Raw genomic sequence first — 19,491 nt, 5'->3', positions numbered from 1 at the left:
CCGCGTCCGTGAAGACAGGCCTGCTCCCCGACGAAGGGACCGATCGTGGCTGGCTTGGGTGCCCTTCTGTGCATGTTCGGCTTCGGCTCGGCGTTGTTGCACTTCACCGACTTCCAGTTCCGCCTACTGATGTGGTCCGAGCCGATGCAGCCGGCCCTGGGCCTGATCATCGGCGGGGCGGGGGTCGTACTGCTCCTGATCGGGACGCTGGTCAACAAGGACAAGAGCGCCGTCGACCCGAGCACACTGCCACCGCCGGAGGCCCCACGGCCGGCCACCTTCAACGCCCCGGACGACTACGGCCCCCCAACCTTCGGCGGCCCTGTTCGCGGCGGCCCGACCTACAACGGCGCCCCCATGCCGATCGGCCCCGCCGGCGGTTTCGGCCTGCCCGGTGATGGTTTCGGTCGCCAACCCGGCGGCTACGGCGCACCATCCAGCCCGCCCGGCGGGTTTCCGGCCCCGACCGGCGGTTTCGGCTCACCCACGGAAGCACTGGGCCGCCCTCGTGCCAACGGTTTCGGCACCCCGGCGGCCGGTGGTTCCGGTCCCCCCGCCGCCGGTGGTTTCGGTCCCCCTGCCGACGTGTCGGAAGGGGGACACGCCGGCGGGTTCGGTGCCTCGGCGGCCGGTGGATTCGGCCCACCGCAGCCCGCCGGCTACGGCGGTGCGCCAGTCGGCCAGCCTGACGGCGTTCCCGCCCCGAGCGGCGGTTTCGGCTCACCCACCGAAGCGTTGGGCCGCCCTCGGGCCAACGGCCCGGCCGCCAGCGGTTACGGCCCACCGGCTGGGGCGTCGGACTCCTTCCAGCCCGGTGGTTTCGATGGTCGGTCCGGCGGCTTCGGACCGCCGGTCGAGACGCGGGATGGTTCCCAGGCCGATGGTTTCGGTGGCCAGCCCATGCGCGGGTTCGGGCCATCTTCCGACATGCCAGGCCGTCCTCAGCCCGGCGGTTACGGCGGTCCGGCCGCCGGTGGGTTCGGCCCACAGGCCGGCCTCCCGGGAGGTCAGCAGCCCGGGGGCTGGTTCAGCGAACCGTCGAGCCCTCCGGACGGCTTCGCGTCACCAGCCATCACCCCCAACACTCCGCCAGCGACGCAGTTCCGAGGCAACCAGCCGCCCGGCGCCGGCACTCAACCGCCCGGCGCCCCACCCGCCGGCGGCTTCCCACCACCGAATGCGTTCGGGGCGCCGGGCAGCTACTCCGGCGGCGCCGGTCCGTCCGGTGGGCCCGGCGCGCAGTCCGGCGGTTGGTTCGCGTCGCGCGATGCGGTGCCGGGGCAAGGACCCCGGCCGCAGGCCGGGTTGCCCAACCCCCACGAGCCGCAGGGCCTGCCGCCCGAGTTCGGGCCCCAGGGGCGGTAGTCAGCGGCCCGCGTGTTGTTGAATGGGCCGGGGTTAGCGATCACGACCTAGGAGCAGCGGCGTGGCTGTGCAGTTCGGCGGGTACCAGAACGAGATCTACCTTCAAGGGCTCGGCGACCAGTTGCCGCCGTTCACCACGGATCCGACGCGGCTCGAGGCGCTCGCACGGGAGAAGTTCGAGTCCGGGCCGTTCGGCTACGTGGCCGGTGGCGCCGGGTCCGGGGCGACGGTCGCCGCCAACCGGGAGGCGTTCGGCCGGTGGCGGATCATGCCGCGGATGTTGACCGACGCCACCAGCCGGGATCTCGGGGTCACCGTCGTCGGGCAGGAGATGCCGGCGCCGGTCCTGCTCGGGCCGGTCGGTGTGCAGTCGATCGTGCATCCGGACGGTGAGCTGGCCACCGCCCGGGCCGCCGCCGCGCTCGGGGTGACCATGGTGCTCTCGACGGCGTCGTCGCACACCATCGAGGAGGTCGCCGAGGCGAGCGGGGGCGGGTCGCGTTGGTACCAGCTGTACTGGCCCAACGACAACGACGTCACGATCAGCATCCTCCAGCGCGCGAAGGCCTCCGGCTTCTCGACGCTCGTCGTCACGCTGGACACGTGGACACTCGCCTGGCGGCCCAACGATCTTGACCAGGCGTACCTGCCGTTCATCCGCGGCATCGGCAACGCGATCCCGTTCTCCGACCCGGCGTTCCGCGCGCTGCTGGCGAAGTCGCCGGAAGAGGACCCGACCGCGGCCATCCTCCAGTGGATCCCGATGTTCACCGGCACCGACCGGCGTTGGGACCAGCTGCCGTTCCTCCGCGAACACTGGGACGGCCCGATCGTGCTCAAGGGCATCCAGCACATCGACGACGCCCGGCGCGCCACCGATGTCGGCATGGACGGCATCATCGTCTCCAACCACGGCGGCCGTCAGGTCGACGGCGCCGTCGCCGCGCTCGACATGCTCCCGGAGATCACCGCGGCTGTCGGCGACCGCCTGGACGTACTGTTCGACTCCGGCGTCCGCACCGGTGCCGACGTCGTCAAGGCACTGGCCCTCGGCGCCAAGGCGGTTCTGCTGGGTCGCCCATACGTCTACGGTCTCGGGCTGTCCGGAGAGGACGGTGTCCGCCACGTCGTCCGCGGCATCCTCGCCGACCTCGACCTCACACTCGGTCTGTCAGGCAACCGCACCCCGGCCGACCTGTCTCCGGAAACCCTGCGCCGGGTCACGTCGTGACTGGCCCACGCACCACCGCGTCGGCGTAACCTTTGGCAGGGTAAGGAAACCGTGTCGACCGTACGTCACTTCGCGTCGGCGTAGCAGTCGACTATCACTGCTTCCAAAGGGAAGTGGACCGGAGTGTCGCCGAAGACCAGACGGGATGCCTCGGTCGCGGCGGCGCGCATCGCGTCGGCGGCGTATTCGGTTGTGTCGTTTGGGCAGTGGACCATCACCTCGTCATGTTGGAAGAAGACCAGTTGTGCTTCCGTGCCGGCCAGGCGCTGACGCAGCGTGGCCAGCAGCGTCAGTGCCCAGTCGGCGGCGCTCGCCTGCACCACGAAGTTCCGGGTGAAGCGACCCCAGTCGCGCGCCGCCTGGCGGGAGCGGCGTTCGTCCGCGTCTGGGCTACCCATCAGGGCGCGCCACTTCTCCGACGGCGGCGGTGAGGTGCGGCCCAGGCGGGATCGGACCACCTGACCTTCCTCACCCGCGCGGGCCGTCGCCTCCACGTACTCGACGGCCTGCGGGAACCGCTTTCGCAGCTTTGCCAGCAGCGGGCCGGCGCCACCGCTGGTACCGCCGTACATGGCCGACAGCATGCCGATCTTCGCGTGTCCTCGGTCGCCGTCGAACGCCTCGGACGCCAGGCCCGCGTACAGGTCGACGCCCCTGGACACGTCGGCCAGCTTGCGGTCACCGGCGAGCGCGGCCAGCACGCGCGGCTCGAGCTGGGCGGCGTCGGCCACCACGAGCGCCCAACCCTCGTCCGCACGCACGGCCGTGCGTAACTGTTTCGGCAGTTGGAGCGCCGCGCCGCCACGCGTCGCCCAGCGGCCGGACACCACGCCGCCGACCACGTACTCCGGGCGGAACCGGCCGTGTGCCACCCAGGAGTCCAGCCAGGACCAGCCATGTGCCACCCACAGCCGCGCCAGCTCCTTGTACCGGAGGAGGGGTGCCACCGCCGGGTGGTGGACCTCCTTCAGCACGTGTGCCCGGCTCGACGGCACCTCGATGCCCGCCCGCGCGAACGCCCGCACGACGCTCGCCGGGTTGTCCGGGTTGACCTGCCGCGACTCGGGTGCGCCGACCAGCCCGAACGCGGCGGTGATCTCCTCGGCAAGCTCGGCGAGCACCTTCGGGCGGGCGCCCGCAGGTGGCTTCGGCCCAAGTAACTCCGTGAGGAGGGCGGTGTGCACGTCCGCCCGCCACGGCAGCCCGTGGTGCGTCATCTCCGCGGCGGCGAGCGCCCCGGCGGACTCGGCAGCCACGAGCAGGCGTAATCGGTCCGGTTTGGCGGTCGCCGCGATGCGCCGCTGCTGGTCGTCGTACACCGCGACCGCGGCCGACAGCATGTCCGTGCCGGCCGGGGCCGGGTCCCGTTCGGTCTCGAACAGCGTCGGTTGCTCGGTTCTGGTGACTGGGCGAGGGTCGTCGGGCTCGGGCAGGTCGTGCATGCGGGCCCACGCAGCGGCCAGGTTGCGTGGTCGGCCTGGCCGCTCCTCGAACGCCAGCAGGATGTTCTCGGTCAGCGCCAGGTCGTGGCACCGGTCGAGGCGCACACCGGCGCGCAGAAGGTCGGGGTAGAGCGCTTCGACCGATGGCACCACCCATCGCGCGTCCCGCCCGGCCATCCAGGCGGCCAGGTCGGGGACGCGTTCGGGCACGCCGGAGGGACCGAGCACCCGCCCGGCTCCACCGACTTCCGGTACGACCGTGAAACGCATGCCACGATTCTGCGCCGGCCCACCGACAGTCCGGTGCGAGTGGAAGGTTTTGCGAAGATACTTCACTCGAACGGGTGATCGAATTGGCATTCATGAGGCCTGGTGGGGAAGACTTGTCACGGGAGGTCGCCGGGTCGATGCGAAGTGCTGAAGCGAAAGGGCTTGGGTCGAGAGGAGGGCAATGGGATGAAGTCGTGTGGGGGTGTCGGTAGGCAGGGATGAGCCGACTGAATGCAGGCGGGCGGAATAGCCGGAGTTGGACGACGGAGTGGGGAGCTGTGAGGTGGGTTGGAGTGCGCTGGACCCGTAGTTAACTCTCCAGTAGGTTCAGGGGAGGGTTTGACGAGGAGGTCGGCGACGTGTTGAGGGCGCTTGGGCAGGTTCCCGCGGCTATTCGTGGGCTTGACGTGCTCAGACGTGCCGGGTTGGCGCCCATCACGCGACCTGACCAGTCCCTGCGCTCGCTGCTCGTCCTGCGGAAGCTTGGGCCCATTGCCGGAGCGGCTCGGGTCGCGGCCAGGCGGGATCGGCAGGCCGTCGGGCTCGTCGACGAGATCGGGCCGCTCACCTACCACCAGCTTGATGCTCGCTCCAACGCCCTGGCCAGGGCGTTTGCGGCCAGTGGGCTCGGGGTCGGGTCCGTTGTCGCCCTGCTTGCCCGGGACCACCGTGGGGCCGTGGACACCATGGTCGCCGCCGGGAAGCTCGGGGCTCGGATCCTGCTTATGAACACGGGGTTTGCCACACCTCAGCTCGTTGACGTCGCTCGGCGGGAGAAGATCGACGCCGTCGTCTACGACCAGGAGTTCACCGGGCTGGTCGGGGCGCTCGACGACGACCTGCCTCGGTTTCTTGCCTGGGTCGACGGCGACGGCAGCAGCGGCGGCAGCAGCGGCAGCAGCAGCGGCGACGACCGCGATGCCGGCGGGGTCCCGACGCTTGACGAGCTGATCGCCGGGGCTGACGACCGGGCACTGCCCGATCCGCCATCGCCTGGTGGGCTCGTGCTGCTCACCAGCGGCACCACCGGCACGCCCAAGGGGGCGCCTCGGACTGTTCGGTCGCCCCTCGCCGCGGCGCAGTTCCTTGATCGCATCCCACTGCGGACGGGCGAGTGCACCGTCATGGCCGCACCCCTCTTCCATGGCACCGGGCTCTCGCAGTTCTTGCTCTCGTTCGCCCTCGGGTCCACCGTTGTCCTGCGCCGGAAGTTCGATCCGGAGGCCACCGTTCGGTCCATTGAGGACAATTCCGCCACGGCGCTCGTCCTCGTGCCGACGATGCTGCGGCGCATTCTCGATCTCGGGCCGGAAATACTTGGCAAATACGACACTTCGTCGCTGCGGATCATTTTCTGCGCGGGATCGGCGCTGCAGCCTGAGCTGGGGAACCGTGCCACCGAGGCCTTCGGCGACGTCGTGCACAACCTCTACGGGTCCACCGAGGTCGCCGTCGCCACCGTTGCCACGCCCGACGACTGGCGGCGGGCTCCCGGCACCGTGGGACGCGCGCCCGTCGGCTGCCGGGTTGCCTTGTATGACGACGACGGGCGCAGGATCACCGCGCCGCACGTCGTCGGGCGGGTGTTCGTCGGCAGCATGCTCTCCTTCGAGGGGTACACCGACGGGCGCCACAAGGAGGTCATCGACGGGCTCCTCTGCAGCGGTGACCTCGGGCATTTCGACGACGACGGCCTGCTCTTCATCGACGGGCGGGACGACGACATGATCGTCTCCGGTGGGGAGAACGTCTTCCCCGGCGAGGTCGAGAACCTGCTCGTCGAGCACCCCGCCGTGGTCGAGGCCGCCGTGGTGGGTGTGCCCGATGACGAATACGGTCAGCGACTGGCGGCCTATGTGGTCACTCATGCAGACGCCACTGTGGACGGTGAGAAGCTCAGGTCCCACGTCAGGGCCAACCTCGCCCGCTTCAAGGTGCCCCGTGACATCGTCTTCGTCGACGAGCTGCCGCGCAATGCCACCGGCAAGTTGCTCAAGCACAAACTTGGTTAATCCGGGTTAACACATTTCCCGACGAAAGTCGGATGTGCCTTCCACTCCTAGGTGATCACACTAATGGGTGACATGCGGCGCGCATGTCAGTCGGGGACTGGAAGGGCTGAAGAATGAAAATCACGGGTCGGGGCAGGCTCATCGCCGGCGCGGGGCTCGCGGGTGCGGTGGTCGTCGCCACCGCGGTCGTGGCCATGCCCGCGCAAGCGGCCGAAGGGCAGATCCGGTTGGCCGGCACCGAGAACTCGGTGGCCGGCAGCTACATCGTGGTACTCAGGGACAGTGCGGAACGCACGGCATCCGTCTCGGCCGAGGCGACCAGCCTCGCCAGCGAGTACGGCGCCGACGTCAGCCGCACCTACACGGCCGCACTGCATGGCTTCGCGATGCACGCGACCGAGGCGGAGGCCAAGAAACTCGCGGCCGACGACACGGTGGCCTATGTGGAGCAGAGCCAGAAGTTCACCATCAGCGACACCCAGGACAACCCGCCGTCGTGGGGTCTGGACCGTATCGACCAGCGCGACCTCCCGCTGGACAACGCCTACAACTACACCGACAAGGGTGACGGCGTCACCGCGTACGTGGTCGACACCGGCGTCATGATCGACCATCCGACCTTCGAAGGCCGCGCCACCAGCGGCTTCGACGCGGTCGACGGTGACAACGACGCGTCCGACGGTCACGGCCACGGCACGCACGTCGCCGGCACGATCGGCGGCGCCGAGTACGGCGTGGCGAAGGGCGTCGGCATCGTCGCCGTCCGGGTGCTGGACGACCAGGGCTCCGGCACGACCGAGCAGGTCGTCGCGGGCATCGACTGGGTCGCGCAGAACCACAGTGGACCGTCCGTGGCCAACATGAGCCTCGGCGGCGGCGTGGACGACGCCCTCGACGACGCCGTGCGTGGCGCCGTCGAGTCCGGTGTGACCTTCGCGGTCGCGGCGGGCAACTCGGCCGCCGACGCGGCGAACTTCTCGCCGGCCCGCGTGGCCGAGGCGATCACGGTCGCCGCGTCCGACGACGCGGACGGCCAGGCGTCGTTCTCCAACTTCGGCGCGGGCGTCGACCTGTACGCGCCGGGCGTCGGCATCACGTCGTCCTGGAACGACGGCGGCACGAACACCATCAGCGGCACCTCGATGGCGACACCGCACGTCACCGGCGCCGCGGCGCTGTACCTGTCGGCGCACCCGGACGCGACCCCGGCTGACGTGGCGGCGGGCCTGACCGCGGCCGCGACCCCGGACAAGATCACCAACGCCACCGCGGGCACCCCGAACAAGCTTCTGTACACGGGTGCCTGAGTTGTCCACAACTCACTGAGTTATCCACAACCAAGATCGACATCGATGGTTCTGTCACCCCCACCCGGTAGACTGGCAAGGCGGGACGCCCCCGGGATCGGGTGGGGGTTGGCATTACATTGCGACTTGGGTATTTCGGACATTTTGCTGACGCGCTCCGAGGGTGACCAGGCGTTTCTTGGGATGCTGTCTTGCGCGGGTCGTGGCGGTTGGGCGTTGTTCGCGGTGAGGACGTCGGCGACGTGTCTGGCCCGTGGCTGCGGGACGTGGCTGCGGGACGTGGCTGCGGGACCTGGCCGGGGGAGGACGAGAGGGCCGCCGGCCGGGCGGTGCCGTTCTGGGCGGAGTCCGTGGGCGCGGGGCACGAGGGTTCGTCGGACGCGGGGCGAGCGGGTTCGCCTGGCGCCGGGCACGAGGTTCGTCCACCACGTCGAGTGGATGGCCGCGGGAGTGGACGGTGGGTAGATGACCGTCGACGAGGGCCTCATCAATCTGGTTACCGCGGGGTAGGGTGCTTCCTCGTGGACTTCTCGCATTCGGCCACGGCGGCCGACTACCTGCGTCGGGTGTCCGACTTCGTGCGGACCGAGATCGAGCCGGTGGAGGCCGAGTACCACCGGGCCTTACACACCAGTGAGAACCCCTGGACCGTGCTCCCCGTTGTCGAGGAGCTCAAGGCGAAGACGCGGGAACAGGGGCTGTGGAACCTCTTCCTCCCGGACGCGGAGCGCGGGGCCGGGCTGAACAACGTCGAGTACGCCCCGCTCGCCGAGCAGATGGGGCGCTCCGCGATCGCGCCCGAGGTGTTCAACTGCAACGCGCCCGACACCGGGAACGCCGAGGTGCTCGTCCAGTACGGCAGCCGGGAACAGCAGGACCAGTGGCTCGAACCCCTGCTCAGGGGCGAGATCCGGTCCGCGTTCTGCATGACGGAGCCGGGCGTCGCCTCCTCCGACGCCACCAACATGGCCGCCACGGCCGTCGTCAAGGGGGACGAGATCGTCCTCAACGGGCGCAAGTGGTGGAGCACCGGCGTCGGGCATCCGAACTGCAGGTTCGTCATCTTCATGGGGCTCACCGACCCGGACGCGGACCGTCATCGGCGTCACTCGATGGTGCTTGTGCCGCTCGACGCCGAAGGGGTGAAGGTCGAGCGCCTGCTGTCCGTCTTCGGGCATCGGGACGAGCCGTACGGGCACGGCGAGGTGAGCTTCACCGACGTCCGGCTGCCGCTGTCGTCGGTGATCGCCGGGCCGGGGCGTGGCTTCGAGATCGCCCAGGGGCGGCTCGGTCCCGGCCGCATCCACCACTGCATGCGCCTCATCGGGCTCGCCGAGCGGTCGCTGGAGCTGGCCCTCGAACGCGCCACCACCCGGGAGGCGTTCGGCAAGCCGCTCGTCAACCTCGGTGGCAACCGGGAGCGGATCGCGAACGCCAGGATCGCCATCAACCAGGCTCGCCTCCTCGTCCTGCATACCGCCTGGCTGCTCGACACCAAGGGCCTCGCCGGTGCGCGCAGCGAGGTGTCGCAGATCAAGGTCGCGGTGCCCAGGACCGCCCTCGACGTGATCGACATGGCCATCCAGCTGCACGGCGCGGCGGGCCTGTCCGAGGACTTCCCGCTCGCCGCCGCGTACACCGGCGCCCGGTCGCTGCGCCTCGCCGACGGGCCGGACGAGGTGCACCTCAACCTCGTCGCGCGGTACGAGCTGGCGCCGTACCCGCATGGCTGACCGGGTACTGGTCACCGGCTCGGCTTCCGGGCTGGGCCGGGCCATCGCGGCCCGGTTCCAGCGGGCGGGCGCCAGGGTCCTGGTGTCCGATGTGGACATCGAGGCCGCGGAGGTCGCCGCCAAAGAACTCGGCACGCACGCGGTCCGGCTCGACGTCACGTCCGACGACGACTGGGCGACCGCCCGCGACTGGTGTGAGCGTGAGTGGGGCGGCCTCGACGTGCTCGTCAACAACGCGGGCGTCGGCGCGGGCGGCCGGTTCGAGAAGATCGGCATGGCCGACTGGAACTGGATCTGGGAGATCAACGTCGCGGGCGTCGTGCGTGGCTGCCGGACTTTCACCCCGGACTTCAAGGCGCGCGGCAGCGGTCACCTGGTCAACGTCGCCTCGCTCGCCGCGATCATGAACCTGCCGGCCATGAGCTCCTACAACGTCACGAAGGCCGCGGTGCTCTCGCTGTCGGACACGCTGCGGCTGGAGCTGGCGCCCTACGGCGTGCACACCACGGTCGTGTGCCCCGGGTTCGTGCGGACGAACCTGGAGGCACGGCTGCGCAGTCCGGACCCGGCGATCGCGAAGCTCATGCACCGGCTCATGCTCTCGTCGAAGGTCACCGCGGACGACGTGGCCGCGCAGGTGTTCGACGCCGTGGCACGGAAGCGGTTCCTCGTGCTGACCCACAGGGACGGGCGCCGTTCCGCGCTGCTGAAGCGGTTCGGGCTGACCGACAGGCAGGTGCGCCGGTACTGGGCACGGTTGCGAGAAGCGGTGGAGGACAAGTGAGGGACCAGCCGGGGGCGCTGCGGGACGAGGACGCGTTCGACACGAAGGCCGTGCACGAATGGCTGTCGTCCACTGTGGACGGACTGGACGGGCCGCCGGACGTGCGGCAGTATCCCGGCGGCGCCTCGAACCTGACCTACCTGCTGTCCTATCCGGACCGCGAGCTGATTCTGCGCCGCCCGCCAGCGGGCCACAAGGCCGCGTCCGCGCACGACATGCGCCGCGAGTACACCGTGCAGAAGCAGCTCAAGCCGGTCTACCCGTACGTGCCGAACGTGCTCGCGCTGTGCACCGACCCGGACGTCATCGGCTCGGACTTCTATGTGATGGAACGGATCGAGGGCGTCATCCTGCGTGGTGACCTGCCCGAGGACATCACGCTGTCGCCGGAGGAGGCGTCGAGCCTCGCCTACCGCGTCTTCGACCGGCTGGTCGAGCTGCACGAGGTCGACCCGGAGGCCGCCGGACTCGCCGGGCTCGGCAAGGGCGCCGGCTACGTCGAGCGGCAGGTCCGCGGCTGGTCCGACCGCTACCGCAGGTCACGGACGCCGGACTCGCCGGACGGTGAGGAGATCATGGCCTGGCTGCACGACAACCAGCCCGGCGACGTGCGCACCTGCGTGATCCACAACGACTTCCGGTTCGACAACGTGATCCTCGACGACGAGCTGGCCGTTGTCGGCGTGCTGGACTGGGAGATGGCCACGCTCGGCGACCCGCTGATGGACCTCGCCGGCAGCCTCGCGTACTGGATCCAGGCCGACGACGACGATGTCGCGCTCATGTCGCGGCGGCAGCCGTCGCACCTGCCCGGCATGCCGAAGCGGCGCGAGCTGGTCGCCTACTACTGCGACCGGATGGGCATCTCCGCCGACAACTGGCTGTTCTACGACGTGTTCGGCGCCTTCCGGCTCGCGGTGATCATGCAGCAGATCTACTACCGGTTCCACAGTGGACAGACGCACAACCCGGCCTTCGCGAACCTGGAGACGTTCGTGACCTACCTGTTCGCCCGCTGCGCGAAGAAGCTCGCATGAGCGGAGCGAGTCATCGGGTGCCGTCATGACCGCCGTCTACCTCCTGCGGCATGGCCAGGCGTCGTTCGGCGGGCCCGACTACGACGTGCTGTCGCCGGTCGGCAAGCAGCAGGCCGTGGTGCTGGGCGCCGAGCTGCGCAGGCGGGACGTGGACGTGCACGCCGTGTGGAGCGGCACGCTGCGCCGCCAGCTCTCGACGGCCACCGGCTGCCTCGCGGAGGCCGGGATCGGCCTGCCCGTCACCGAGGACGCGCGGTGGAACGAGTACGACCACGTCGGGCTCGTGCCGGCCGGCCAGCCGGCGCCGGCGGAGTCGCGGGACTTCCAGCGCCAGCTCGACGCGGCCATCGAGGCGTGGATCGCCGGCGGTCACGCGGCCGGCACCAGCGGGACGTGGCTGGAGTTCTCCGGCGGCGTCGAGCAGGCGCTGCGCGAGGTGCTCGCGGGGCTGCCCCGTGGCAAGGCCGCGCTGGTGTTCACGAGCGCCGGCGTGATCAGCGCGATCTGCGCGGCGCTGCTGTCCGCGCCGCCGGCCGGTTTCCTGTCGCTCAACCGGACCATGGCCAACGCCGGTATCACGAAGCTGGTCAGCGGCCGGTCCGGCGTGAGCCTGGTGTCGGTCAACGAGCACGGCCATTTCGAGGGCCCGCACCGCGGACTCCTGACCTACCGCTAGGAGTGTCATGGCTCGCCCCAGTATCGACCCGAAGGTATGGCGTGCGCCGACCGCGCCGAAGGCGTCACCGGCCCCGCTGCCGCCGCTGACCGTCCTGCCGGTCAACGGACACGGCCCGGAGGATGTGCTCGCAGACAAGGGGCACGTGTTCACCGGCGTGGACGACGGCCGGATCCTGCGGCTCACGCCGGACGGCCGGCGGCTCGACGTGGTCGGCGAGACGGGTGGGCGGCCGCTCGGGCTGGAGTGGTACCCGGACGGCCGGCTGCTGGTGTGCGACGCGAAGCGCGGGCTGCTGCTGGTCTCGCGGCAGACCGGGGACGTCGAGGTGCTGGTGCCGCGCGGGCCGGACCTGCGGGTGTGCAACAACGCGGCGGTCGCGAAGGACGGGACCGTGTACTTCACGGACTCGACGTCGCGGTTCGAGCTGGAGCACTGGAAGGCCGACCTGCTGGAGCACAGCGGCACCGGGCGGCTGCTTCGCCGGTCGCCGGACGGGTCGGTCGAGGTGCTGCTGTCCGGGCTGTTCTTCGCCAACGGGGTGGCGCTGGCGCCGGACGAGTCCTATGTGCTCGTGGCGAGCACCGGCTCGTACCGGCTCGACAAGATCGAGCTGCCGTCCGGCGAGCACGTCGTGCTGGCGGACAACCTGCCGGGCATCCCGGACAACATCGCGACCGGCTCGGACGGGCTGGTGTGGATCGCGCTCGCCTCGGCCCGGCTGCCGGCGCTCGACCTCGCGCTGCGGCTGCCGCCCGTGCTCCGCAAGGCCGCGTGGGCACTGCCGGAGCCGATGCAGATGAAGGACAAGCCGGTCGTGTGGGTCCGCGCGATCGACGGCGCGGACGGCCGGGTGGTCCACGACTTCCGTGGCGTGCGGCCGGACTTCCACCTCGTGACGGGTGTGCGCGAGGACGACGGCGTGGTCTACCTGGGCAGTCTGGAGGAGCGGGCCGTGGCGTATTTCGCCTTGCCGTGAACGGGTAATCTCTGCCCAGCTCTGTTCGGGGACGGGCCCCACATTGACCTGGGGAGAGAGATGCCCGAGCAGCAGCCTGCCTACGTGCCGCCCAAGAAGAGGAACATCGGCTACTGGCTGGTCGCCGGCCTCGTCGTGGCGATCGCCGTCGTCGGTTTCGTGTTCGCGAAGGCGCCGAAGCCCGTGCCCGTCGCGGACCACTCGCTCGACGCGGGGTTGCTCGTCACGGCACGGTCACGGTGTACCTGAGCCCGGTTCACGGGGTCGCGGGCGAGGGGGCTACGCGCGCGGTATCACCACGGGAGAGCGCTACGGGACCGGCGCTGACCTGAACCGGACATGATCGACTTGTGACGTTCGCCGTCTCAATTGGAAAGCGTGCCTCGCTATAGCGGTGTGTGCCAGCGGGCTCACGGTCCGTGGATCCGAGTGGGTGACGGTTGGTTGCTATTCGGCAACAAAGGGGCCGTTCGGCCGTGCCCGTTCCTGCATCCGGGTGTCTGCCAAGCGTGTCCGGGACTCGCGAACTTCCTTTCTCTCTATAACAATTCCGGGGTTGACACTCGCGCGGGCGCTGGTCCACGCTTGGCCGCCGTTAACCGATCAAGTTGGCGAAATCTGTGCCCGCGGCTGCCTGGGCACAGCTAGATTTGGTCCGGAATGGACTGGCGAAGAGGAGTCGAGGATGACTCGGGGCATGGCCGCGATCGCGGCCCTGGCATGCCCGGCTGTCACTCCTCCTCGATTCCCCCGCGTGTTCTCGACCGCCACGTGCGGTGTATACCCGCTCTGTTCCACACGGCCCAGTGGGTGCGGGTTTGGTTCCTTTTTGATCGACAGGAGTGAACGTGATGATTGGTAAAGCAAGCGTGCGCGGTGCCGCCTTGCTTGCCGTCGCGGCCATGGTGTTGGCCGGCTGCGGCGATAGTGGGTCCGACAGCTCGGGTGGTCAGTCCGGGGCGCTCGAGGGCCGCGGCCCGATCAAGTTCGCCACGGGCAAGGACACCTCCGGCAACATGCAGAAGCTCGTCGACGAGTGGAACACCAAACACGCCGACCAGAAGGTGACCATCACCGAGTTGCCGGAGTCGGCGGACGACCAGCGCGACGCCCTGGTGCGCAACGCGCAGGCGCAGTCGAAGGAATACACGATCCTGAACCTGGACGTCGTCTGGACCGCCGAGTTCGCGGCCAACCAGTGGGTCGTCCAGCTGCCGGAGGACCAGTTCGACCTCGAGAACTTCCTCGAGCCGGCCGCGAACACGGCGAAGTACCGGGACAAGCTCTACGCGGTGCCCGTGTACTCCGACGGCGGCCTGCTGTACTACCGCAAGGACCTCCTCACCGCGGCCGGCATCACCGACGCGCCGAAGACGTGGGCCGAGATGCAGGAGGACTGCACCAAGGTCAAGGGACTGCCGGGCAACGAGGGCCTCGGCTGCTACGCGGCCCAGTTCGACAAGTACGAGGGCCTGACGTGCAACTTCTCCGAGGCGGTCCAGTCCGCAGGCGGCTCGGTCCTCGACAAGAGCGGCAAGCCGACCGTGGACACGCAAGAGGCCAAGGACGGCCTGAGCTTCCTCGCGGACGGTCTCAAGAACGGTGAGATCCCGAAGGCCTCGGTGACCTACCAGGAGGAGGACGGCCGCCGTGCGTTCCAGGACGGCACGCTGATCTTCCACCGCAACTGGCCGTACGTGTACGCGAAGGCCAGTGCGACCGACGGCTCGTCCAAGGTGAACGGCAAGTTCGACGTCGCGCCGCTGCCGGGCAAGTCCGGCCCCGGTGTGTCCACTCTGGGTGGTCACAACTTCGCGATCTCCTCGTACGCCGAGAACAAGGCCACCGCGCTGGACTTCATCAAGTTCTTCACCAGTGAGGACGCCGAGCGGTCCAACCTGCTGGCCACCTCGCAGGCGCCGACGCGGGCCAACCTGTACGACGACGCCGACCTGATCAAGCAGTTCCCGTACCTGACCACGTTGAAGGAGTCGATCCTCAACGCGGTGCCGCGGCCGCAGGCCGTCAAGTACAACGAGGTGACGGCGGCCATCCAGGAGGCCGCGTACAGCGCGATGAACGGCAAGAGCAGTGTCGACGACGCGCTGAAGGACCTGCAGTCCAAGCTGGAGTCGCTGACCACGCAGTAGCTCCGCGCATGCCGGCCGGGCGGGTCCGTTCGCGACCGCCCGGCCGGCATCCGGCTATTCGTCCCCCGGGAGTCCTGTCGTGACAACGACCATCGCGCCGCCGCCCACCACGGCCGGCACCCCCAAACCCCCCGCCGCGAAATCCGACCCGCAGAAGCACGGCCGCCTCGCCGCGCTGCTGCTCACCCCGACCTTCGTCGTGCTGGCGCTCGTGATCGCCTACCCGCTGATCTCGGCGATCCGCGAGTCCCTCTACAAGAAGCAGGAAGGGCTCGACGAGAACGGCTTCGTCATCAAGGGTGACAAGTTCGTCGGTATCCAGAACTACACCGACATGTTCACCGGCGAGACCGGGACCAGGTTCTGGAACGCCTTCTGGAACACCACGTTCTTCACCGTCACCACCCTCGCCCTCGAGATCGTCATCGGTGTCTCGATGGCGCTGGTGATGCACCACGCGTTGCGTGGCAAGGGTCTCGTCCGCGCCAGCATCCTCGTGCCGTGGGCCATCCCGACCGCGGTGTCCGCCATCATGTGGCAGTTCATCTTCCGTGCGGACGGTGTGGCCAACGAGATCCTGAACTCGCAGGTCCTGTGGACCACCGAGGGCTTCCAGGCGAAGCTCGCGGTCGTCATCGCGGACGTCTGGAAGACCGCGCCGTTCGTGGGCCTGCTGGTGCTCGCCGGGCTGCAGATCATCCCCAACGACGTCTACGAGGCGGCGCGGGTGGACGGTGCCACCGGCTGGAAGCAGTTCTGGCGGATCACCCTGCCGCTCGTCAAACCCGCGCTGCTGGTGGCGATCCTGTTCCGCGGTCTCGACGCGCTGCGGATGTTCGACCTGCCGTACGTGATGATCGGCAGACGCAAGGAGTCCGTCGAGACGCTCTCGATGCTCGCCCAGGACCAGGCGTCGAACCTGAACATCGGGCCGGCGGCGGCGTACGCACTCTTCCTGTTCGTCTACGTCGCGCTGGTCGCCTACGCGTTCGTGAAGCTGCTGGGCGCCGACATCCTCGGTGACGCACGCGCGCGGGCCAAGGAGACGAAGGCGCGCAAGGCAAGGATGGCGACAGCATGACCACCGTGCAGACCAAGGCGCCGGGCGGGCGCAAGTGGTTGCTGAACCTCGGCATCGCGATCATCGTCATCTACTGCCTGGTGCCGTTCTACTGGATGATCGTGTCCGCGTTCCGCCGGCCGAACGACGTCGGGGACAACTCGCCGGTGCCGAGCCCGTGGTCGCTGGGCAACTTCGACGCCGTGTTCCAGCCGAGCGTCGGCTTCTGGCGGTCACTGGTCAACAGCCTGGTCGTCGCGGGCGCCACCACGCTGCTGACGCTGATCGTCGGCACGTTCGCGGCCTACACGATCGCGCGGCTGGACTTCAAGTTCAAGAACATCGTCGCCGGGATCATCATCGCGACGTCGATGTTCCCCGGGGTGGCGCTGATCGTGCCGCTGCTGAAGCTGTTCACCGACATTCAGTGGATCAACAGCTACCAGGCGCTGATCCTGCCCGACCTCTCGTTCGCGCTGCCGCTCGCGGTGTGGACGCTCGCCACGTTCTTCCGGCAGATGCCGAAGGAGCTGGAGGAGGCGGCCATGGTGGACGGGCTGACCCGGGGCCAGGCCTTCCGCAAGGTGATCCTGCCGCTGGCCGCGCCGGGCATGTTCACCACCGCGATCATCACGTTCATCGCGGCGTGGAACGAGTTCATCATCGCGCTGACGATGGTGAACGAGAAGGACATCCAGGTCGCGACGGTGACCATCGCCCAGTTCACCGGCGCTTCCGGGTATGACAGTCCATTTGGGACGAAGATGGCCGCCGGCGTGATCGTCACGGTGCCACTCGTGGTCGTGGTGCTGATCTTCCAGCGCCGCATCATCGCCGGCCTGACAGCGGGAGGCGTCAAGTAGTGAAGAAGCCAGCCTTACTCGGCTCCGCGTTGGCACTCGTCGCAACCGCGCTGGCGGTCCCGGCCAGCGCGGAGCACAGACCGGACCGGGACCTCGCCGGGGGTGCGTTCGCCGGCAGAGGGCTAACGGAACTGTCCGAGACGACGAGGCTGGCCGACCGCCGCGCGCTGGTCACGGGTGACCGCACGATCGCCATGGGCGATGCGAGCGGCCTGTACCCGGCGAGCGGCTGGCACATTCGAGGCGAGATGGGCGGCGTGTGGGCGCCGCCCGTCAAGCTGCTCGACGGCATCTGGTTCGCCGTCGACGGTTCCTGGCTGGGGACGGACACCCCGGCGGCGCGGTACACGACCGGCTGGGGCTACCAACGGTTCGCCTACCAGCCGGCGGGGATGTCCGTCGACCGCGTCGACTTCGCGCCGGACGGCGTCGGCGCGACCGTGGTCGGCCTGACGTTGCGGAGCTCGTCGGCCCGCACGGTCTCCCTCGCGATGGACGCGCACTCCGAGCTGATGACGTCCTATCCGTGGGGCTGGACGACGCCCGGCGCGGGCCAGGCGAACGGACAGGACACCGCCTCGTACGGGGATGGTCTGCTCGCGTTCCGGGACGCCGACCTCGCGGCGTTCGTCGGCTCGTCGGCGAGGCCGGTGAGCCACGAGCTGGGGCCGAACCATCGCGGCCCCCAGGATCCGGCGGTGGTGTGTCCCGCCGACGGCACCGCGCCGCCGCGATGCGACGACTCCGCGTTCGGCAGGGGCACCGGCGGGCGGCTGAACTACTCGGTGTCCCTGCGGCCGGGCCGTGCGACGACCGTGTGGTTCACGGTGGCCGGCTCGGACCAGGGCCTCGGCGCGGCGCGTGCCGAGTACAGGAAGGCGTCCGCGGACCCGGTCGGGGCTCTGCGGTCCAAGTTGGACAGTCGGGCCGCCGTGGCCCGCAACACGGTCGTGGACCTGCCCGGCGACCGCCTGCTGCAGCGGAGTGTCGACTGGAGCAAGCAGAACCTGGCCGACTCGGTACAGGAGGCACATGATCTCCAACTCAGGGACACGGATGAGGGGCGCGCTTACCCTGATCCGGTTGGCACTCTCGACGAGGCTCGGTGGTATGGCGCCGGGTTCCCGGACTACCCGTGGCTCTTCGGCACGGACGGTGAGTACACCGCGTTCGCGGCGGTCGCGGCGGGGCAGTTCGGCCCGGTCGAGTCGCACCTCCGGGCGCTCCGGGACATCAGCGAGGTAGTGAACGCCCGCAGTGGCAAGGTCGTCCACGAGGTGGTGTCGACCGGCGACGTCTACTTCGGGGTCAACGGCGACGCGGGCAACACCGACGAGACCGTGAAGTTCCCGAGCGCGGTCGCCCTGGTGTGGCGATGGACGGGCGACAACGGCTTCCGTGACGAGATGTACGACTTCGCGGTGCGCAACCTGCGGTACGTCGAGTCCACTTTGGACGCCGACGGCGACGGCTGGCTGGAGGGTCTCGGCAACGTCGAGCGCCAGGGCATGGGCGTCGAGAAGCTGGACAGCACGGCGTACTACATCCGCGGCTTGCTCGACCTCGCGGACATGGCCACGTCGAAGGGTGACACGGCGACGGCCACGTGGGCGTCGAACCGGGCCGCCGACCTGCGGGCCCGGTTCGAGGCGACGTGGTGGGCCGGCGGCGACGCGCGGGGGTATGCGGAGTCGATCGACGACCCGGCGGATCCGGCGAACGACAACCGGGCCGTGTTCCAGCGGCACTGGACGGGCGTGACGCCGATGGAGATCGAGCTGCCGACCGGCCCGCTCGCGTCGGCCGACCACGGCCCGGTCGCGTTGGCACAGCGGGAGAGGAACTGCTACACGGGTGAGTTCGGCCTGTACCACACGGGTTCCGGGCCGACGTCCGCGCCGGCCGGCAACCCCGGTCCGTCGTGCGACACCGTGGTCTCGGCGGTGTCGAGCGAGCGGTCGACGTACTCGCTGAACACCGGGGTGATGGCGGTGGCGGAGGGCAACTACGGCCGCCTCGGCCCGCAGTCGGCCTACACCACGGGGAACGCGCGCATCCAGCTCGACCCGTCCGTGTGGGAGACCCCGGGGGCCATGCCGGAGGTGGCCCCGTCGCCGGACTTCGTGGCGAACATCGACCGGCCGTTCTACGACCGCTCGATGGCGTTGCAGGCGTGGGGCACGTACGGAACGCTGTGGCCGGTGGTGCACCAGTGGCTGGGCGTCTCACCGTCGCTCGGCACCGGCCGGTTGTCGGTGGTCCCGCAGCTGCCGCCGAACCAGAAGTCGGTGGCGGGCAAGAACATCCGGCTCGGCCGCGGTGCCATCGACGTGTCGGCGTCGCTGGCGGGCGACCGCCTGACGACGACGGTCCGGCTGGACCGGGTCAGCACGGACCTGACGGTCGGCGCGGTGCTCCCGGCCGGCCGACGGCCGGCCGCGGTGACGTACAACGGCAAGACGGTCAGGTACCAGGTCGTCCCGACCGCTCGCGGCGCGGAGGTCCGTGCGGAGGTCCGGGGTGGCGGCAGCCTGGCGGTGACCCTCGGTAGAACGTAAACAGATGGTCACTGATCCGACGTT

15 protein-coding genes are annotated in these 19,491 nt (G+C 69.6%); 14 read left to right on the top strand and 1 reads right to left on the bottom strand.

Features of this window, described 5'->3' with window-relative positions; all coding sequences use genetic code 11:
• Window positions 1-45: 45 nt before the first annotated feature.
• Both VET29_RS41345 and VET29_RS41340 read left to right on the top strand, forming a co-directional pair.
• Window positions 46-1,365 carry a hypothetical protein gene (locus VET29_RS41345; RefSeq protein WP_324932060.1) on the top strand — a complete coding sequence of 440 codons (1,320 nt, stop codon included), beginning with the start codon at window positions 46-48 and terminating at the stop codon, window positions 1,363-1,365.
• Window positions 1,366-1,426: 61 nt separating this feature from the next.
• Window positions 1,427-2,596, top strand: coding sequence for a lactate 2-monooxygenase (locus tag VET29_RS41340; RefSeq protein ID WP_324932058.1), 1,170 nt, complete (start codon window positions 1,427-1,429; stop codon window positions 2,594-2,596).
• 65 nt (window positions 2,597-2,661) lie between these two features.
• On the opposite strand, the gene VET29_RS41335 is transcribed toward VET29_RS41340, so the two are convergent.
• Window positions 2,662-4,308 carry a bifunctional 3'-5' exonuclease/DNA polymerase gene (locus VET29_RS41335; protein WP_324932055.1) on the bottom strand — a complete coding sequence of 549 codons (1,647 nt, stop codon included), beginning with the start codon at window positions 4,306-4,308 and terminating at the stop codon, window positions 2,662-2,664.
• A gap of 359 nt (window positions 4,309-4,667) precedes the next feature.
• Here VET29_RS41335 and VET29_RS41330 point away from each other — a divergent pair, with 359 nt between their 5' ends.
• The 12 genes from VET29_RS41330 (at window position 4,668) to VET29_RS41275 (ending at window position 19,467) form a co-directional block, all read left to right on the top strand.
• Window positions 4,668-6,320, top strand: a complete 1,653-nt coding sequence (locus VET29_RS41330) for an acyl-CoA synthetase (protein ID WP_324932053.1) — start codon at window positions 4,668-4,670, stop codon at window positions 6,318-6,320.
• A 113-nt stretch (window positions 6,321-6,433) separates the two neighbouring features.
• Window positions 6,434-7,627: a S8 family peptidase gene (locus VET29_RS41325; RefSeq protein WP_414636740.1), complete on the top strand. Its 1,194-nt coding sequence runs from the start codon at window positions 6,434-6,436 to the stop codon at window positions 7,625-7,627.
• Between the two features lie 521 nt (window positions 7,628-8,148).
• Window positions 8,149-9,360, top strand: coding sequence for an acyl-CoA dehydrogenase family protein (locus tag VET29_RS41320; protein WP_324932047.1), 1,212 nt, complete (start codon window positions 8,149-8,151; stop codon window positions 9,358-9,360).
• The gene (locus VET29_RS41315; RefSeq protein ID WP_324932046.1) at window positions 9,353-10,144 is read left to right on the top strand and encodes an SDR family NAD(P)-dependent oxidoreductase; all 792 of its coding nucleotides are present in this window, start codon (window positions 9,353-9,355) and stop codon (window positions 10,142-10,144) included. The genes VET29_RS41320 and VET29_RS41315 overlap by 8 nt, the downstream gene beginning before the upstream one ends.
• The gene (locus VET29_RS41310) at window positions 10,141-11,181 is read left to right on the top strand and encodes a phosphotransferase family protein (protein ID WP_324932044.1); all 1,041 of its coding nucleotides are present in this window, start codon (window positions 10,141-10,143) and stop codon (window positions 11,179-11,181) included. Before VET29_RS41315 ends, VET29_RS41310 begins: the two co-directional genes overlap by 4 nt.
• A 25-nt stretch (window positions 11,182-11,206) precedes the next feature.
• Window positions 11,207-11,857: a histidine phosphatase family protein gene (locus VET29_RS41305; RefSeq protein ID WP_324932043.1), complete on the top strand. Its 651-nt coding sequence runs from the start codon at window positions 11,207-11,209 to the stop codon at window positions 11,855-11,857.
• Window positions 11,858-11,864: 7 nt separating this feature from the next.
• Window positions 11,865-12,836 carry an SMP-30/gluconolactonase/LRE family protein gene (locus VET29_RS41300; protein ID WP_324932040.1) on the top strand — a complete coding sequence of 324 codons (972 nt, stop codon included), beginning with the start codon at window positions 11,865-11,867 and terminating at the stop codon, window positions 12,834-12,836.
• A 60-nt stretch (window positions 12,837-12,896) separates the two neighbouring features.
• Window positions 12,897-13,085, top strand: coding sequence for a hypothetical protein (locus tag VET29_RS41295; RefSeq protein ID WP_324932037.1), 189 nt, complete (start codon window positions 12,897-12,899; stop codon window positions 13,083-13,085).
• Window positions 13,086-13,687: 602 nt separating this feature from the next.
• Entirely contained in the window at window positions 13,688-14,986 is a 1,299-nt protein-coding gene (locus VET29_RS41290) for an ABC transporter substrate-binding protein (protein WP_324932034.1), read from the top strand.
• A gap of 79 nt (window positions 14,987-15,065) precedes the next feature.
• A complete protein-coding gene (locus VET29_RS41285; RefSeq protein ID WP_324932031.1) occupies window positions 15,066-16,067 on the top strand; it encodes a sugar ABC transporter permease in 1,002 nt (333 codons plus the stop codon).
• The gene (locus VET29_RS41280) at window positions 16,064-16,909 is read left to right on the top strand and encodes a carbohydrate ABC transporter permease (protein ID WP_324932028.1); all 846 of its coding nucleotides are present in this window, start codon (window positions 16,064-16,066) and stop codon (window positions 16,907-16,909) included. Before VET29_RS41285 ends, VET29_RS41280 begins: the two co-directional genes overlap by 4 nt.
• On the top strand, window positions 16,909-19,467 hold the full coding sequence (locus tag VET29_RS41275; protein ID WP_324932025.1) for a hypothetical protein: 2,559 nt from the start codon (window positions 16,909-16,911) through the stop codon (window positions 19,465-19,467). The genes VET29_RS41280 and VET29_RS41275 overlap by 1 nt, the downstream gene beginning before the upstream one ends.
• The last annotated feature ends 24 nt before the right edge of the window (window positions 19,468-19,491 follow it).

The sequence above is a fragment of the Actinophytocola sp. genome, assembly GCF_035634895.1.
Classification (GTDB): Bacteria; Actinomycetota; Actinomycetes; order Mycobacteriales; family Pseudonocardiaceae; genus Actinophytocola.
This window is presented reverse-complemented; position numbering and strand designations above follow the sequence as displayed.

What these genes read in the sequence shown, in the direction of transcription:
- VET29_RS41335 (WP_324932055.1), bottom strand. Translation starts at nt 4,308, where the DNA reads ATGCGTTTCACGGTCGTACCGGAAGTCGGTGGAGCCGGGCGGGTGCTC.
- VET29_RS41325 (WP_414636740.1), top strand. Translation starts at nt 6,434, where the DNA reads ATGAAAATCACGGGTCGGGGCAGGCTCATCGCCGGCGCGGGGCTCGCG.
- VET29_RS41315 (WP_324932046.1), top strand. Translation starts at nt 9,353, where the DNA reads ATGGCTGACCGGGTACTGGTCACCGGCTCGGCTTCCGGGCTGGGCCGG.
- VET29_RS41305 (WP_324932043.1), top strand. Translation starts at nt 11,207, where the DNA reads ATGACCGCCGTCTACCTCCTGCGGCATGGCCAGGCGTCGTTCGGCGGG.
- VET29_RS41300 (WP_324932040.1), top strand. Translation starts at nt 11,865, where the DNA reads ATGGCTCGCCCCAGTATCGACCCGAAGGTATGGCGTGCGCCGACCGCG.
- VET29_RS41295 (WP_324932037.1), top strand. Translation starts at nt 12,897, where the DNA reads ATGCCCGAGCAGCAGCCTGCCTACGTGCCGCCCAAGAAGAGGAACATC.
- VET29_RS41290 (WP_324932034.1), top strand. Translation starts at nt 13,688, where the DNA reads ATGATTGGTAAAGCAAGCGTGCGCGGTGCCGCCTTGCTTGCCGTCGCG.
- VET29_RS41280 (WP_324932028.1), top strand. Translation starts at nt 16,064, where the DNA reads ATGACCACCGTGCAGACCAAGGCGCCGGGCGGGCGCAAGTGGTTGCTG.